This is a genomic window from Leisingera sp. ANG-S5 (genome assembly GCF_000813925.1).
Taxonomy (GTDB): Bacteria; Pseudomonadota; Alphaproteobacteria; order Rhodobacterales; family Rhodobacteraceae; genus Leisingera.
This window is the reverse complement of the sequence record NZ_JWLH01000003.1, coordinates 71,107-86,943: the sequence shown is the minus strand read 5'-3', so window position 1 is coordinate 86,943 and position 15,837 is coordinate 71,107. Positions and strand designations below refer to the sequence as shown.

At 64.2% G+C, this 15,837-nt stretch carries 19 protein-coding genes; 11 read left to right on the top strand and 8 right to left on the bottom strand.

The window, feature by feature from the left end:
- Nucleotides 1-56: 56 nt before the first annotated feature.
- Nucleotides 57-737, top strand: coding sequence for a Hint domain-containing protein (locus RA25_RS05115; RefSeq protein WP_019295941.1), 681 nt, complete (start codon nucleotides 57-59; stop codon nucleotides 735-737).
- 135 nt (nucleotides 738-872) lie between these two features.
- On the opposite strand, the gene RA25_RS05110 is transcribed toward RA25_RS05115, so the two are convergent.
- Nucleotides 873-1,289, bottom strand: coding sequence for a VOC family protein (locus RA25_RS05110; protein ID WP_039171194.1), 417 nt, complete (start codon nucleotides 1,287-1,289; stop codon nucleotides 873-875).
- A gap of 450 nt (nucleotides 1,290-1,739) precedes the next feature.
- On the opposite strand from RA25_RS05110, the gene purF reads away from it, so the two are divergent.
- The 7 genes from purF to RA25_RS05075 all read left to right on the top strand — a co-directional run bounded on the left by purF (nucleotide 1,740) and on the right by RA25_RS05075 (nucleotide 8,166).
- Nucleotides 1,740-3,260 carry an amidophosphoribosyltransferase gene (purF, locus tag RA25_RS05105; protein WP_039170595.1) on the top strand — a complete coding sequence of 507 codons (1,521 nt, stop codon included), beginning with the start codon at nucleotides 1,740-1,742 and terminating at the stop codon, nucleotides 3,258-3,260.
- 109 nt (nucleotides 3,261-3,369) lie between these two features.
- Nucleotides 3,370-3,957, top strand: coding sequence for a DUF2199 domain-containing protein (locus tag RA25_RS05100; protein ID WP_019295944.1), 588 nt, complete (start codon nucleotides 3,370-3,372; stop codon nucleotides 3,955-3,957).
- A gap of 156 nt (nucleotides 3,958-4,113) precedes the next feature.
- Nucleotides 4,114-4,374, top strand: coding sequence for a hypothetical protein (locus RA25_RS05095; protein WP_019295945.1), 261 nt, complete (start codon nucleotides 4,114-4,116; stop codon nucleotides 4,372-4,374).
- A 115-nt stretch (nucleotides 4,375-4,489) separates the two neighbouring features.
- Complete coding sequence (locus RA25_RS05090; protein ID WP_039170594.1) at nucleotides 4,490-5,137, top strand: SDR family NAD(P)-dependent oxidoreductase; 648 nt, start codon at nucleotides 4,490-4,492, stop codon at nucleotides 5,135-5,137.
- A gap of 237 nt (nucleotides 5,138-5,374) precedes the next feature.
- The gene (gene surE, locus RA25_RS05085) at nucleotides 5,375-6,169 is read left to right on the top strand and encodes a 5'/3'-nucleotidase SurE (protein WP_039170593.1); all 795 of its coding nucleotides are present in this window, start codon (nucleotides 5,375-5,377) and stop codon (nucleotides 6,167-6,169) included.
- Nucleotides 6,166-6,813 (top strand): protein-L-isoaspartate(D-aspartate) O-methyltransferase, encoded by a 648-nt coding sequence (locus RA25_RS05080; RefSeq protein ID WP_019295948.1) that lies wholly within the window; start codon nucleotides 6,166-6,168, stop codon nucleotides 6,811-6,813. The genes surE and RA25_RS05080 overlap by 4 nt, the downstream gene beginning before the upstream one ends.
- Nucleotides 6,814-6,915: 102 nt before the next feature.
- Nucleotides 6,916-8,166, top strand: a complete 1,251-nt coding sequence (locus RA25_RS05075; protein ID WP_019295949.1) for a M23 family metallopeptidase — start codon at nucleotides 6,916-6,918, stop codon at nucleotides 8,164-8,166.
- Between the two features lie 75 nt (nucleotides 8,167-8,241).
- Here the strand turns inward: RA25_RS05075 and RA25_RS05070 are convergent, their stop codons facing one another.
- Nucleotides 8,242-9,084, bottom strand: coding sequence for an ATP-binding protein (locus RA25_RS05070; RefSeq protein WP_039170592.1), 843 nt, complete (start codon nucleotides 9,082-9,084; stop codon nucleotides 8,242-8,244).
- 127 nt (nucleotides 9,085-9,211) lie between these two features.
- Between RA25_RS05070 and RA25_RS05065 the strand changes: the two genes are divergently transcribed.
- A complete protein-coding gene (locus RA25_RS05065) occupies nucleotides 9,212-10,375 on the top strand; it encodes an adenylate/guanylate cyclase domain-containing protein (RefSeq protein ID WP_241477363.1) in 1,164 nt (387 codons plus the stop codon).
- Nucleotides 10,376-10,442: 67 nt separating this feature from the next.
- Here RA25_RS05065 and RA25_RS05060 read toward each other — a convergent pair whose 3' ends face one another.
- The 5 genes from RA25_RS05060 to RA25_RS05045 all read right to left on the bottom strand — a co-directional run bounded on the left by RA25_RS05060 (nucleotide 10,443) and on the right by RA25_RS05045 (nucleotide 13,635).
- Nucleotides 10,443-11,084 carry a hypothetical protein gene (locus RA25_RS05060; RefSeq protein ID WP_039170590.1) on the bottom strand — a complete coding sequence of 214 codons (642 nt, stop codon included), beginning with the start codon at nucleotides 11,082-11,084 and terminating at the stop codon, nucleotides 10,443-10,445.
- Nucleotides 11,085-11,372: 288 nt separating this feature from the next.
- Nucleotides 11,373-11,816 carry a hypothetical protein gene (locus RA25_RS22605; protein WP_152612163.1) on the bottom strand — a complete coding sequence of 148 codons (444 nt, stop codon included), beginning with the start codon at nucleotides 11,814-11,816 and terminating at the stop codon, nucleotides 11,373-11,375.
- A gap of 233 nt (nucleotides 11,817-12,049) precedes the next feature.
- On the bottom strand, nucleotides 12,050-12,940 hold the full coding sequence (tatC, locus tag RA25_RS05055; RefSeq protein ID WP_039170589.1) for a twin-arginine translocase subunit TatC: 891 nt from the start codon (nucleotides 12,938-12,940) through the stop codon (nucleotides 12,050-12,052).
- Nucleotides 12,937-13,413 (bottom strand): Sec-independent protein translocase protein TatB, encoded by a 477-nt coding sequence (gene tatB, locus RA25_RS05050; RefSeq protein WP_039145454.1) that lies wholly within the window; start codon nucleotides 13,411-13,413, stop codon nucleotides 12,937-12,939. The genes tatC and tatB overlap by 4 nt, the downstream gene beginning before the upstream one ends.
- 6 nt (nucleotides 13,414-13,419) lie before the next feature.
- The gene (locus RA25_RS05045) at nucleotides 13,420-13,635 is read right to left on the bottom strand and encodes a twin-arginine translocase TatA/TatE family subunit (protein WP_019295955.1); all 216 of its coding nucleotides are present in this window, start codon (nucleotides 13,633-13,635) and stop codon (nucleotides 13,420-13,422) included.
- Nucleotides 13,636-13,861: 226 nt separating this feature from the next.
- Here RA25_RS05045 and RA25_RS05040 point away from each other — a divergent pair, with 226 nt between their 5' ends.
- The gene (locus tag RA25_RS05040) at nucleotides 13,862-14,170 is read left to right on the top strand and encodes a hypothetical protein (protein ID WP_039170588.1); all 309 of its coding nucleotides are present in this window, start codon (nucleotides 13,862-13,864) and stop codon (nucleotides 14,168-14,170) included.
- 72 nt (nucleotides 14,171-14,242) lie between these two features.
- Nucleotides 14,243-14,917: a helix-turn-helix transcriptional regulator gene (locus RA25_RS05035; protein WP_039145450.1), complete on the top strand. Its 675-nt coding sequence runs from the start codon at nucleotides 14,243-14,245 to the stop codon at nucleotides 14,915-14,917.
- Nucleotides 14,918-14,981: 64 nt separating this feature from the next.
- On the opposite strand, the gene RA25_RS05030 is transcribed toward RA25_RS05035, so the two are convergent.
- Nucleotides 14,982-15,833, bottom strand: coding sequence for a GNAT family N-acetyltransferase (locus RA25_RS05030; protein WP_039170587.1), 852 nt, complete (start codon nucleotides 15,831-15,833; stop codon nucleotides 14,982-14,984).
- Nucleotides 15,834-15,837: the final 4 nt, after the last annotated feature.

Genomic DNA, 15,837 nt, shown 5'->3' with positions numbered 1-15,837 from the left:
CCACATGGCTTCAACGGCAAAACGCCGGGACGAAGACGCTCAGAAGGGACACCAAAATGCAGCTGGATCACACCACAGATTTCGCCGACTACCTGCCGGTTGATGTTCTGCTGCTGACCAATCCCCTGCCGCAGTCCGTGAAGCCGGCGCCCAAGCGCGCCCGCATCCGCAGCGGCGGCTTCCTGCCTGATACGCTTGTGGAGACCGAAGAGGGCTTCAAGCAGGCCCGCGACGTCAAGCCTGGCGACATGGTGTTCACCTTTGACGGCGGCGCCCAGGAAGTGAAAGCGGTGAAGCACGCGGTGCCGCGCCTGACCACCCTGATGCATATCCCGGCTGGCGCCCTGGGCAATGACACCGACCTGATGCTGCCTTCGGACCAGAAAGTGGCGCTGGAGATGGACACCGCGGAACGCCTGTTCGGCCTGCCGGTTGTCGTCGCCAAGCTGATCGCCCTGGCCGGCTACAAGGGTATTACCGCAGCCGCGCCGGAACGCCTGGGCCGCATCCATTTCGAATTCGCAGAAGAAGAGCTGGTCTGGGCCGAAAGCGGCATGCTGCTGCCCGCCGGTGACGCCGCTGAGGACTCCGCCTTCCACCAGCTGTCGCTGACCGAGACCCGCCAGGTGCTGGCCAGCGATGACGGCCGCGCGCTGTCGCAGACCGGCATGGGCGAGATTGACGCCCGCCTGCCCAGCCCGCTGGACAACCTTCTGGACCGCATCCTCGCGGCCTGATCACACCCAACGATATTCCTCCCCCCCTCGGGCCCGCCATCGTGCGGGCCTATTCTTTGGTTTCGGATTGGGGCTGGAACTGCCGCATATGCTCCGTCTAGTCCACGCAGCACATGCTACTTGAAAGAATTTTCCCTACCCGTCCCGTCCCGGTTCGTCCGGGTTGCTGGAGAACAAAGCGATCTTGTTGCCTTGAGGGTCGCGAAGATAGCCGACATAGAAACGAGGCCCATAGGAGGCGCGAAAGCCCGGCTGGCCCTCGTCGGAGCCGCCAGCGGCAAGCGCGGCGGCGTGAAGCTTGCGGACCTGGTTCTGACTGCGGGCTTCAAAGGCGACCATGGATCCGTTGCCGGCTGAGGCCGGACGCCCATCGAAGGGCGGTTTGACGTAGTAATCAGGTTGGGCCGGGGGCCGGCCCGGCTTTGCTGGCAGCGTGTAGCTCAGCCCGGCAGGCCCCTCCTCCAGCGCGTAGCCAAGGGCTGGCAGGATGGCCGAATAAAACTCTTTCGCGCGCGCGATGTCATCCGCGCCAACTGTGACATAAGCAATCATGACTTGAGTGTCCTTCGGGAAACCGGTCCATTCAAGCAGTATTCCCGCCGTGTTGCCGCCCGCCTTTGATCCGGCGCGATGAATTGCCTTGTGCTCACCCGGCAGCCGCAACTCCCCATTGGCAACAGCCTTCAAGGCGAGCCGCCGCGCCATTTGTGATCCTGTGATGACAGCAGCCGCGAAAGCCTCTATGTGAGGGCGCGAACAGGAAACGGATTCGGAGCCACACCGCCTTGCCGCTGCTGCAGACGCTGCCCGCCTGCCCTTGTGGACCTGACCCGATGCGCGCGGCGCTGGGGAGCAGGGCTGCAACCGGCCATCAGGCTCCGGACGTTTTGCCGGCAAGCTGCTTTGGTGTCTCCGGAATGGCGCGGGCGCGGAAAAATGCGCTAGACTGCCGGCCAAGCCGCTTCCATCAGCCATCGGACTAATCGGGATTGGAGCCAGCCAATGTGCGGGATTTTGGGGATCGCAAGCCGGGACACAGAAGTCTTTGCAGAGATATATGACGGGCTTCTGATGCTGCAGCACCGCGGCCAGGACGCCTCGGGCATCGTGACCTACACCGGCGAGTTCTTCCGCGAGCGCAAGGCAAACGGTCTGGTCAAGGATGTGTTCGGGCCGTCGGATGCGGAAACCCTGACCGGCCGGGTCGGCATGGGCCATGTGCGCTACCCCACTGCGGGCTCTCTCAGCGCCGCCGAGGCGCAGCCGTTCTTCGTGAACGCGCCTTATGGCATCTACCTGGTCCACAACGGCAATATCACCAACACCGCCGAGCAGCGCGAGAAGGTGACCGGCAAGTACAGCCGCCATCTGCGCACCACCTCCGATTCCGAAATCCTCCTGAACGTGCTGGCCGACAAGGTCGCCGATGCGATCAAGGTCAACGGCAACGCCGAGCCGATCCGCAACATCTTTGCCGGCGTGAAGATGACCATGGAGCGGGTGCAGGGTGCCTATTCGGTGCTGTGCATGATTGCCGGTGTCGGCATGCTGGCCTTCCGCGATCCGCATGGCATCCGGCCGCTGTCGCTGGGCAAGCGCCCCGCGCAGGGTGACGGCGACGACTATTGCATCGCGTCTGAGGACGTGGCGTTCGGCATCAACGGCTTTGAGAAGGTCCGCGACGTGAAAGCCGGCGAGGCGGTGCTGATCGACCTCGATGGCAACCTCCACACCTTCCAGGCGGTCGAGGGCAAGCTGACCCCCTGCATCTTTGAATATGTCTACCTGGCGCGTCCGGACTCGATGATGGACGGCGTCTCGGTCTACAAGACCCAGCTGCGCATGGGCCAGGCGCTGGCCAAGCAGATCCAGGAAGCGGGGCTGGAAATCGACAGCATCATTCCGGTGCCTGATTCGGCACGGCCCGTGGCGCTGGAAGTCGCCAACTCCACCGGCATCCGCTACCGCGAGGGCCTGGTGAAGAACCGCTACGTCGGCCGCACCTTCATCATGCCGGGCCAGGCGGAGCGGCAGAAATCGGTGCGCCGCAAGCTGAACGCGATCCCACTGGAGTTCAAGGACCGCAACGTGCTGCTGATCGACGATTCCATCGTGCGCGGCAATACCATCAAGAAGATCGTGCAGATGTGCCGCGAGGCCGGCGCCAAGAAGGTCTATATCGCCTCCGCCTCGCCGCCGGTGGTTTACCCGAACGTCTATGGCATCGACATGCCAACCAAGCATGAGCTGATCGCAAACGGCCTCAGCATCGAGGAAATCCGTGAGGAGCTGGGGGCGGACGCGCTGTTCTACCAGAAGCTTGAGGACCTGATCTGGGCGGCGCAGGAAGGCAACCCGGACATCCAGGGCTTTGACTGCTCCTGCTTTGACGGCAACTACATCACCGGCGTCACCGACGAATATCTGGACGCGCTGGAAGGCAGCAGCCGGGTCAGTGCCAAGATCAAGGACATGCCCGCACCGGGCGCGTCGTGGAACGCCTCCAAGCTGGCCACCGGCTGAGGCGGGCGCCCTGCCCCACCAGGGGTTTGAACTTTGGCCCGCATGCGTCTATGAGGGCCCCGAACTTTGCATGGGGAGGCGCTGGCCGTGACGGCCCGCGCCTTTTCCTATGCTCCTGACGAAAGGCCGCCCCTTGGACGCGCATCTTGCCCGCATGCTGACCTCCCCGCGCCAGTGCCGCTGCTGCGGCGCGACGTTTGCGCAGCTGCTCAGCCTCAGCTGCGACCGGCCCGACATCTGTTCCGAGGATCTGGAGGTGGAGGACAACTCTGCCGTCCTCGCCACCCGCGGCGATATCCTGACCGAGGATTTCTGCCGCCTTGGCGATCTGCGCTTTGTCCGCGCAGTGCTGGCAATCCCGCTGTCCGGCACAAGGGGCGAGGAGTTCATCCTGGGCACCTGGGCCAGCATCAGCCGCGATGACTTTGACGCCTATCTCGACCTTTTTGAGATGCGCGAGACCGACAAGCTGGGCGACCGGCCGGCCTGGCTGGCCAATGCGATCCCGCCGGATATGCCGATGCCCGCGGGCTGCATGCTGGAAATGCGCCCCGGTGGCCAGTACCCGGAACTGAAGGTCACCGAACAGAACCACCCGCTCTACCCGCTGCAGAAGGACGGCGCAGAGCTGGAGGAGCTGCTGGAGCTGCTCTATGCCTACGGGCACGACCTGCCGTCGCTGGTTTATGACGCCTGAGGCATGACGAAGGGGCCGCTGCAAGCAGCCTGACGCGGGGTCATCGGCGGTCCTCCTCTCAGCCGGCTGCAGCTTTCCGCCGAGGACCGTTTTGCCTGCTTGAAACACCTGCGCCGGCACGCCAGATGCCATCCGGATCAACGAAGGACAGACAAAATGGCGAACGAGCAGACCTCCGCCAAAGTGGCGGGGCTGGCAACCCAGCCCAATGCGGTGAACCGCAGCAACCTGAGCCTGCTGGGCGTTTACGGACCCGAAAACAGCATGAGCGCGCTGATCCGCCTGCCCTCTGGCCGCACCCGCGAAGTCAAGCGCGGCACCAAGCTGTCGCAGGGCCAGATCATTGCCATCGACGCCCACGGCCTGGTGCTGAACCAGCGCGGCGAAACCAGGCGCCTGGTGATGCCGGGCAGCTGAGCCGCCGGGCTGCGGCGCAAATTTCTTCAAAGAAATTTGCCAAGGATTTTCGAAAATCCTTGGCGTTGCCTTCCGCCTCTTGACCTGCCCGCGCGGGCGGCCCAAGAAGGCGGCCATGACAGACAAAATCGCTCTCATCACCGGTGCATCGCGCGGCCTGGGCAATGCCCTGGCCGAGGCGCTTGCGCCCACCCATCACATTGTTGCCGTCGCCCGCACCACCGGCGCGCTGGAAGAACTGGACGACCGCATCAAGGCGGCCGGCGGCTCTGCCACCCTGGCGCCGATGGACATCACGGTGCCGGAGGCGATGGCGACGCTCTGCCGCGGCATTCATGACCGCTGGGGCAAGCTGGACCTGTGGCTGCACACCGCGATCCATGCCACCGCCCTGTGCCCGGCGCCTTCCGTGGCGGCTAAGGACTGGACCAAGGCGGTGGCGATCAATGCGACTGCCACCTCGGTACTGATCCCCTATGTGGCGCCGCTCCTGGGCCAGACGGGCCGTGCGGTGTTCTTTGACGACCCTAAGGCGGGCGAGAAGTTCTACGGCACCTACGGCGCCACCAAGGCGGCGCAGATGGCGCTGGCCCGCAGCTGGCAGGCCGAGACGGAGCGCACCGGCCCCAAGGTCAAGATCCTGGAGCCGCAGCCGATGGCCACAGCCCTGCGCGCCCGTTTCCACCCGGGCGAAGACCGCGACGCGCTGAGCACGATTCAGGACGAAGCCGCACGCCTGCTGCCGCAAATCCTGGCGGACTGACCTCCGAGACCGGCCCGCGCCGCGCACCCGCGCGGCGCTTGGCCCAAGGCTTTGCACGGCATCTTTGATGCAGCCCAAGGGCGCAGGAGCCCGCCGAGCCCCGCCCGGCCATCCCGCCTGTTGCCTCCCTGCCCCGCTTTGCCGCGGATCCGGCTTCTCCCTGCGAAAACCTTGCTCCGTTCGGATGCAGGTCCTATTCAATCGAAAACCCGGTTGAAGACGGCAGGCAGGCTTTTCATGCGCATTCTGATCACCAACGACGACGGCATCAGCGCCGAGGGGCTCAAGGTTCTGGACGCCATTGCCCATGAGGTCGCAGGCCCCGAAGGCGAGGTCTGGACCGTGGCGCCCGCGTTTGAACAGTCCGGCGTCGGCCATTGCATCAGCTATACCCGCCCCACCATGCTGAGCCAGCTGGGCGCGCGCCGCTTTGCCGCCGAAGGCTCGCCCGCCGACTGCGTGCTGGCGGGCATTCATGTGGCGATGCAGGGGGCAAGGCCGGATCTGGTGCTGTCAGGCGTGAACCGCGGCAACAACTCCGCTGAAAACGCGCTGTATTCCGGCACTTTGGGCGGCGCGATGGAAGCGGCGCTGCAGGGTATCCCGGCGATGGCGCTGTCGCAGTATTACGGCCCCGCCAACCGCGAGACGGACAATCCGTTTGAGGCCTCTGCCGTGCATGGCGCTGCATTGGTGAAAAAGATTCTGGCGGCCCAGCCGCAGGACAATCAGGATTACCGGCTGTTTTACAACATCAACTTCCCGCCGGTGCCGGCCGCGGACGTGAAGGGCGCCCGCGTCGCACCGCAGGGGGTCCGCCCTGGTACCCATTTCTCCGCCGAGGAGCAGCTGTCGCCCACCGGGCGGCGGTACCTGTGGATCCGCGGCGGCAACCAGCATGTGGAGACCGCACCCGGCTCTGATGCGGCAGTGAACCTGTACGGCTACATCTCCGTCACTCCGATGCGCGCCGATCTGACCGCGCGGGACGCTATGGAGGCGCTGAAAGCGATCGAGGGCCCCGGCGCATGAGCGGGCCCGACGCGCAAACCAAGATGCAGTTCGTCTACTCCGTGCGCTCGCGCGGGGTGACCGACCAGAAGGTGCTGGAGGCGATCGAACAGATCGACCGCGGGCTTTTCGTGCGCGGCATCTTCTCGGAACGCGCCTATGAGGACGTGCCGCTGCCGATTGCCTGCGGCCAGACCATTTCGCAGCCCTCGGTGGTGGGCATGATGACCCAGGCGCTGCAGATCTCCCCCCGCGACACCGTGCTGGAGGTCGGCACCGGTTCCGGCTACCAGGCCGCAATCCTGTCGAAACTGGCGCGCCGGGTCTATACCATCGACCGCCACGCCCGGCTTGTGCGCGAAGCGCGGGCGGTGTTTGAGCAGCTGCAGCTGGCCAATGTGACCTCGCTGGTGGGCGACGGCAGCCACGGGCTCAGCGAACAGGCGCCCTTTGACCGCATCATCGTGACGGCGGCTGCCGAAGATCCGCCCGGACCGCTTCTGGCGCAGCTCAAGACGGGCGGCATCATGGTGCTGCCGGTGGGCCAGTCTGACCACGTCCAGACCCTGATCCGGGTGCGCAAGACCGAGGACGGGCTGGAGTATGACGAATTGCGCCCGGTGCGCTTTGTTCCGCTGCTTGAGGGCCTGGGGAAAGACACGTAAACTGGCGGCGGATTTCAGCCGAGCCGCAAATGGCATCGGCTATAGTGATTGACGCGAGAGAATCCCCGCGAAAAAGGGGATGCGTGTTTTGAGGAGAGCGAAATGACCCGGATCCCCCCCGCCCGGACCATGTTCCGCGGCCTGTCCCATACGGTACTGCCCCGGGCCCGGATGCTGGCCCTGCTGCCGCTGGCCGGTGTACTGGCGGCCTGCCAGAGCCCGCTGGACTACGACCTGCGCGGCCAGATCGGTGCTTTCAACACCGCAGGTGCCGCGCAATCAGCCACGGCGAACCGCCCCGCGCCCGACTCCCGCGGGCTGATCTCCTACCCGTCTTACCAGGTGGCCGTCGCCCAGCGCGGCGACACTGTGGGGGATGTGGCTGCCCGCATCGGCCTGCCTGCCGACGAGGTTGCACGCTTTAACGGCATGGAGACTGGCGACAAGATGCGCCAGGGCGAGGTTCTGGCGCTGCCGCGCCGCGCGCCGGGCAGCGTGCCGGGAAATGCCACGCCGGGTTCGGTCGATATCGCCAGCCTTGCAGGCCAGGCCATCGACACCGCGCCGCTGACCTCCCCCAATGCAGGCTCGGTGACCACCACCGAAATCCAGCCCGCCCCCAAACCGCAGCCCGCCGCGGTGCAGGCCGGCCCGGAACCGGTGCGCCACAAGGTGAAGCGCGGCGAAACCGCTTATACCATTTCGCGGCTCTATCAGGTGCCGGTGAAGTCGCTGGCGGAGTGGAACGGCCTCGGCAGCGATTTTGCAGTGCGTGAGGGCCAGTACCTGCTGATCCCCCTGAAAGAGCAGCCCGCCGCCGAGGTGACGCCTGCCGCTGCAGCAGCCCCCGTGGTGGTGACTGAGCCGGGCGCCGGATCGGAGACTCCGGTACCGCCCAGCGCCAGCAAGCCGCTGCCGGAGGAAAAGGTCGAGCCCGCCGCAGTGAAGCCCGCCGCGGAAACCCTGCCCAAGCCGGAACTGCCTGAACCGACCCGCAGCAGCAGCGCGGCGATGGCCTATCCGGTGCAGGGCAAGATCATCAAGACCTATTCCAAGGGCCGCAATGACGGCATCGACATTGCGGCCGCCGCTGGTGCGCCAGTCAACGCGGCCGAGGCCGGCACGGTGGCGGCGATCACCAAGGATTCCAACAATGTGCCGATCGTGGTTATCCGCCACAGCCAGAAGCTGCTGACGGTCTATCAGAACGTCGGCAACATCACCGTCAAGAAAGGTGACAGTGTGGTCCGCGGCCAGCGCATCGCCTCGCTGCGCGGCGGCGATGATGCCTATGTGCATTTCGAAGTGCGTGACGGGTTCGAAAGCATCGACCCGCTGAGCTACCTGAACTAACGCCATCAACACATTGTTAACAAACAAAAGCCCGGCTGTTTTGCCGGGCTTTTCCGATTTCAGGCTTGCGCTGCCTCAATGCAGCGCCACCCCGTGCCGCCCGGCCAGATCGGTGAAGAACTGCCAGGCCACCCGGCCCGAGCGCGCGCCGCGGGTTGCCTGCCATTCAACCGCCTCGGCACGCAACTCCTCTGCATCCACGGTGACGCCATAGGCGGCGCAGTAGCCTTCGATCATCGCCAGGTATTCGTCCTGATCGCAGGGGTGGAAACCCAGCCACAACCCGAACCGGTCCGACAGCGAGACCTTCTCCTCCACCGCTTCCGACGGGTTGATGGCGCTGGAGCGCTCGTTTTCGATCATGTCCCGCGGCATCAGGTGGCGGCGGTTGGAGGTGGCATAGAACACCACGTTTTCCGGCCGCCCCTCGATGCCGCCGTCCAGCACCGCCTTGAGGCTCTTGTAGTGCTGGTCATCATGGCTGAACGACAAGTCATCGCAGAACAGGATGAACCGGTGCTCCGAGCCGCGCAGGTGCCCCAGCAGCCGCGCGACCGAAGGCAGATCCTCGCGCTGCAGCTCCACCAGTTTCAGCTGCGGGTGGTCCGCCGCCAGCGCCCCGTGCACGGCTTTCACCAGGCTCGACTTGCCCATCCCCCGCGCGCCCCACAGCAACGCGTTGTTGGCGGCAAAGCCTTGCGCAAACCGGCGTGTGTTCTCCAAGAGCGTATCGCGGGAGCGGTTGATGCCGATCAGCAGGTTCAGATCAACCCGGTTCACCGTCTCCACCGGCTCCAGCCGCTCCGGCTCCACATGCCAGACAAAGGCGGCGGCCGCGTTGAAATCAGGGGTTTCCAACGGCGCGGGCGACATCCGCTCCAGCGCCTCGGCAATGCGGGTCAATGCGATCTGGTCCATGTGGTGCCTCCCTTCGTCATCGGGCCGTCTTTGCCGGATTTCAAAGCATGTTCAGGGGCAAGCGGCAAGGGGAAGCCAGCACCTGTTCTGCTGCGAGCCTTAAGTATACCCTGTCCCTATGGACGCCATGGACGCTCTCTCCCGCTGGATGATGACCGAAGGCCGCTGTTGCGGCGATCCGGTCAAGGTTGTCTCGCACTTCTGCACAACGCTGATCGAGGCCGGGGTGCCGCTGTGGCGGGTCAACATCGGCCAGCGCTTCGCTAACCCGCTGCTGATTGCCTGGGGCGTTGTCTGGACGCCAGACAGCACGGAGAGCTACGACGTCACCCATGATGTGATGCTGACGGACAGCTATGTCGGCAGCTCCTTTGAGTACATTCTGGCTCATCGCCGCCCGCTGCACAAAAGCCTGCGCGGCCTAGACCCTGAGGCCGACCACATTTCCTATCATGAGTTCGCGGAGGCTGGCGGCACCGACTACTATGCCACGCTCTTGTATTACGGCGACGGGTCTATGCACGGCTGCACCTTTGTCACTCAGGCTGACAGCGGCTTCACGGCGGAGAACCTGGCAATGATCGAGGCCTCCCTGCCCGGCCTCTCCTCAGCCCTGGAACCCGTCACCATGCGCAAGTCCTCGCGCAGCCTGCTGCGGACCTATCTCGGCGATGGGCCGTCGGACGCGGTCTGGAATGGTTCCATCAAGCGCGGCGAGCGCACGGCGCTGGACGCTGTTGTCATGTTCACCGATCTGCGCGGCTTCACGGCCCTCTCGGACAGTGCCAGCGAAGAGGACGTGTTCGACGCCCTGAACACCTATTTCGACGTGGTGGTGCAGGCGGTTGAGGACGCAGGCGGTGACGTGCTGAAGTTCATGGGCGACGGCATTCTGTCGATCTTCCCCGCCGCTGACGGAAGCAGCCACGCGGAACAGTGCCGTCAAGCCGCACAGGCCGCGCAAACGGCGCTCGCCGGGCTTGCCACGGTGAACACCTCCCGCACGGAAGCAGGCAAACCGCCGCTGGAAATCGGTATCGGCTTAAACGCGGGCCGCGTCAGCTATGGTAATATCGGCAGCCCCGGCAGGCTGGATTTCACCGTGCTCGGCGCTGCTGTGAACCTGGCGAGCCGGATCGAAGGTCTAACAAAATCCGCCGGGCATTCCGTTCTGGCATCTGCCTCTGTCGCCGCGGCTGCGCCCGATTTGTTTGCCAGCTGCGGCCGCCACAATGTGCGCGGAGTTTCCGCGCCGGTAGAGGTCTTTTTCCTGCGCGGTGCCGCCGCATAGAAAGGCGCGCCGGATCCGGCGCGCCTTTGCGGTTCCAGCGCTCTCAAGTCAGCGCGGCCTTGCCGCCTCAATCCGCCGCGAAGCAGTAGAAATAACCGTTGCCGCCGGTCCCGCGCAGGTCGTCAGCGCTGCAGCCGCGCGAATTATGCGCCGCGTTCCACGACGTATTGCCGCCGCCGTGGCGGTCGTGGTGGCCGACCGTGGCTGAGCCTTCACCGTTAGAGGTCCAGTTCGAACAGGTCTTGTCTCCCTCCTGCCAGGGGAAATAGGCGGTGCCGTCTTCCTGGGTGCCGGTCAGGATGTCATGCTCATTCGGATCATCGCCGCGGCCCTTGATGCGGTTGCCGTTCTCATCCACCGCGGTGCGGGCATAGATATTGGGCATGATGTGCAGCTGGTCCAGATCCACAGCGATCAGCTCGCCATTGGCGTTGTACCAGGGGCCGGTGCCGATACGGGAGCGGGCGGAGATGCCGCGTTTGCCCTCTTCCTGCGTGCTGAGATAGGCGCGCCAGGTCCGGCCAGTGGAGCCCGCCGCCTCAGCCAGGCTGGCACAATGGGCATCCGCCCCCTCCAGCCCGCCCAGATTGCCGCCGTCGCCAAGGCCAACGGATGTAACAAAGAACCCCATCGGCGGATCTTCGGCGTAGGACGCAGAGGCCAGCGCGCAGGCCGCAGAGCAGGTCAGGACAGCAAGAAACTTGTTCATGGAAACCTCCCTTATTCCAGGACTGGCCGCAGGATGCCTCATGGGGCGGGGCATGGATACGCCAGAGGGCGGGGTTTCACGAAAGAGTGTTGGGAATGTGGACGTCCTTCCTGCGGCTTGGCCTTACACTTATACGGAGATCGACTGAATAGCCTGAAACCGCGAAGGGCAATTGAGCGGGACGAAGTGTGAATTCGCTGCGGTTGTGCGAATGTCAGTTATGCGTTCCGACACCAGAACGAGGGATAGCAGTTTGCAGCGGTTCGTTGACCTGCAGTACGGCATAGTTCAGGAGTTGGAATCCGTTTCTTTGTTCTCAACATCTGGTGAGGCCGCAATGCGGACGATTTCAAATCGCCTCAGCAAACTCACACTAATGTAGATGGCAGCGCAGATCAGAAGAAAACCTACAAAGTTTGGTTCGTAGGCTTCCCTAGCTTCACGGTATATGTTCAATCCGTCGACATTTCTAAGAAGAGCAAATCCAAAGTTGCCGACTACAAGAAATGTCGGCGAATCCAGCAAGAAAAACCTCCTGAGACGCCGCTCGCCAGTCAAATAGAGCAGTGAGCCGCACCCACCGCACTTATGAAAATCAGTTCGATTGTGTCCGCGATAAGGGTTGGTTGAACCCATCTTTCTTGGAGACTGCGGGCGACCACATTCCGGGCATTTGATGCCGACAATTTTTGACCAAAGAGTTGGTAACTCACCAAGTCTCGGTTTGCTCACTTTGGGCGGGTTGCTAACACTTCGTGCCAATGGTCTAGAACGTGCCTTTCTGCAAAATCCGAAGGCTCAGCCAGTGTATCAGCAGCCGATGACTGTCGAGACTTATCCCATAAAGCGGCCCTTCGAACAATGCGCCGCATATGTGATTTTGGGCTCAATGCAGACCAGCACTTCCTATAAAAAAAGCGCGCCCTCTCAGGCGCGCTTTTCCATTTCAAACTCTCTCCGGCCCGTCAGCCCTTGCCGTCCTCGGCTTCGGCAGGCACCGGTTCATCCGGATGCGCCTCCATTTCCTCGTCGTCATAGTAGCCCTCCGCGCGCAGCTTCGCCTCGCGCTTGGCCTCTACCCGGCGGACCAGGAAAATCGAGATCTCATAGAGCCCGTAAACCACCACAAACAGGATGATCTGGGTGATCACATCCGGCGGCGTCACCAGCGCCGCCAGCACCAGGATCGCCACCACCGCGTATTTGCGGACAGAGCCAAGTCCCTCGGCGCTTACCAGACCGGCCTTGCCCATCAGCGTCAGCAGAACCGGCAGCTGGAAACACAGGCCAAAGGCCACGATGAACTTGATCGTCAGGTTCAGATACTCCTGGGCGGAGCCCTGGAACACCACGCTGAGGCCCTGATTGACCTGCTCGCCAACCACCGCCTCGCCGCCGGAACCGAACTGCTGGAACCCCAGGAAGAAGTCATAGGCCAGCGGCGTGACCACATAGAAGGCAAAGCTGGCGCCCAAGAGGAACATGAAGGGCGAGGCGATCAGGAAGGGCAGGAACGCCCCCTTCTCGGACTTATACAGCCCCGGCGCCACGAACCGCCACATCTGGAACCCAATATAGGGGAACGCCAGGATGAAGCCGCCCAGGAAGGAGATTTTGATTGCGACAAAGAAGCCTTCCTGCGGGCTGATGAAGATCAGCGCGCAGTCCTGGCCGCCCTCGGCCAGCACCTTGCACAGCGGTGCGGTCAGGAAGTTGAACACCGGCGTTGCCACGGTGAAACAGATCACCATGCCGACGATAAAGGCGGCGACCGAGTGGATCAGCCGGTTGCGCAGTTCGGCCAGATGCTCGATCAGCGGCGCGGTTGAGTCGTCGATCTCATCCGTCTTGCTCATGACTTGGCCTCTTCTTCCTTCGCTGCCGCAGGCTTCAGCGCCGCCTCGGCGGCTTCCGCCTTGGCCAGCGCTTCCTCGGCCTCGCGCGCCTTGCGCTCCGCCGCGGCGCGGGCGGTTGATGCCTGGATCTTCTTGGCATCCTCGGCGCGTTCCGCCGCCAGCTTGCCGGTCTCGCTGTTGGGGTCGTATTTGGTCGGGTCGATCGACGTCGCCATCTCCTGCGCCGCCTGCTTGACCCCGTCCATGGCGGTGCTCATCGGGTTCGACGCAGCCTTCAGCCCCTTGGCGACCTCATTGACCCCGGCCTCATCCGCCGCGTCATGCATCGCCCGGCTGAACTCGCGCGCCATCCCCTTGGCCTTGCCGACAAACCGCCCCACGTTGCGGAACAGCACCGGCAGGTCCTTGGGGCCGACGACGATCAGCGCGACAACGCCGATGACCAGCAGTTCGGTCCACCCAAGATCGAACATCCGCGCTTAGGCCTTGTCTTTTTCGGACTCGGGGGTCACGTCTTTGGCCACGTCCGCGGCGTCCTGCTCCAGTTCCTTGCTGCCTTCGTTGATGCCCTTCTTGAACGAGGTGATGCCCTTGCCGACCTCACCCATCAGCGAGGAAATCTTGCCGCGGCCGAACAGGACCAGCACCACGACAGCGATGAGCAGCAGGCCAGGCAGGCCGATGTTGTTGAGCATGTGAGTCTCTCCTTACTTGATCCGGCGCGGATTGGCGGCGCCGGTAGAATTGTTCGCTACGGGTTTAGCGCGGGCGCGGCTTTGAGCGAAAGCAACTCCGCACGCAGAAAGCGCCTGCAAGTGCAGGAATCGGAAGTTTTTGCCAGCCGCCCGCATCCAACTGACAGGTTTATGTCAGTTGGAGGGCGGTAAATCCAGCCCATCACATGAACAAAGGAGAAACGTGATGAGCAAACATGTCGCCGAAATCGTGACCTTCAAACTGGCCGATGGCGTGAGTCCCGCCGATTTCACCGCGCTGATGCAGCGCACCGAGGGCTTCGTGCGCGCGCAGGACGGTTTTGTCACCCGCCAGCTGAGCCAGGGCGAGGATGGCAGCTGGACCGACTATGTGGTCTGGAAGGACATGGCGACGGCGCAGAAAGTGGCGCAGGAATTCATGCAGCAGGACTTCACGCCGGAGGTGATGGCGGCCATTGCCCCGGACAGCGCCAGCATGCGCCATGAAGAGGTGCTGTGGCAGATGGCGCCCTAAGCACAACAGGCTGCGCCTGCGGGCCGGGCGCAGCCCTTGACCTCCTGACGCCACCGCGCAAAGGCTAGCCCCATGCGCCGCACCGACCGCCTTTTTGAAATCATCCAGATCCTGCGCGACGGGAAACTGCACCGCGCGCAGGACATCGCCGAACGGCTGGAGGTTTCCACCCGCACCATCTACCGCGACATGGACACGCTGGTGGCCTCCGGCGTGCCGGTGGAGGGGGAGCGCGGCGTCGGCTACATGGTGCGCGAGCAGATCAGCCTGCCGCCGCTGACATTGACGCCAGAGGAGCTGGAGGCGCTGAACCTCGGCATGGCCATTGTTGCTGAGGCCGCCGACCCGGACCTGAAGGCCGCCGCCCTGTCGCTGGCCGCCAAGGTCGACGCGGTGCTGCCGGAGCAGACCATCGCCGAGGCCGACGCCTGGAAATTCGCGGTCTACCCCTTCTCCGACGCCGCCCGCGCCCTGGCCCATATGCCCACGCTGCGCGCCGCCATCAAGGCGCGGCAGAAACTGCAGCTGACCTACCGCCGCATCGACGGCACCCTGACAGAGCGGAAGATCCGCCCGCTGCACATGGAATACTGGGGCCGGGTCTGGACCCTGACCGCCTGGTGCGAGACGCGCGGAGACTTCCGGGTGTTCCGCGTCGACCTCATCGAGGACACCTCCGCCCTGCCCGAGCTGTTCGTGGACGAACCCGGCAAGCGGCTGCAGGACTATGATCCCTACAGCTCCTGAGATCCTTCATTCATCTGGCTGAAAGTATCCCGGGGGAGGCCCGGCGGGCCGGGGTCAGCGCCCCCTACCCCAGTTCAAACGAGGTCACCCCGTAAATCAGGTCCGTCTCCAACTGCGGAGCAGGCCCGCGGTACATCCGGGCGGTTTCAAACACCGGCGCCAGCCCCAGCGAGCGCGCCACGTCAACCGCCGCAGCATGGGGCTCCGGCACATCCACAAACACCTCCTGTCCCGCAGGCAGGTCCTGCAGCAGCCGCGCCAGAACCGCCTCGGCAGCCACGCGGGAGACCGCAACCAGCGGCCCGATCTTGCAGCCGCTGCCGCAGGGCCGCAGAGTGCCGAAGCCAATCAGCTTGTCATCCTTGTAAGCGGCAAAGGAATGATGGCCCTCTGCCCCCAGCCACTGCTGCCAGAACCCCCGGCGCGGCGCCGGAAAGACGCGGGCATCCATCGCTTCCAGCTCCGCCGTTGGGGCAGTCACCTGTTGCAGATTGAACTCGGTGGAAACCTCCAGCCCGGCCGACGGCACCCCGCCAAAGCGGATGTTGCGGTACGCCAGTTCAAATCCCGAGCGGCGGTAGTTGTCCTGCTGGTCCACCACCCCGTCGAGGCCGACAACCCGGCTCCCGGCGTGTTCCAGCGCCCGCTGCCAAAGCGCATAGCCGAAGCCCTGCCCGCGAAATTCCGGCGCCACGATGTAAAAGCCGAGGAAGGCAAACGCCGCGCCGTAGTTCACCACCGAGATGCAGGCGATCATCTTCCCGTCCAGGAACCCGCCCCAGAAGCCTTTCGGATCAACGCTCGCAAAGCAGGCCGTATCCCGGTGGCCCGGGTTCCAGCCCTCACGCGCGGCCCAGTCCACAGCGGTCTGGATTTCCGCGAGCGTCAACGCCCGGATCTGATAGCTGCCCTGCATCTGC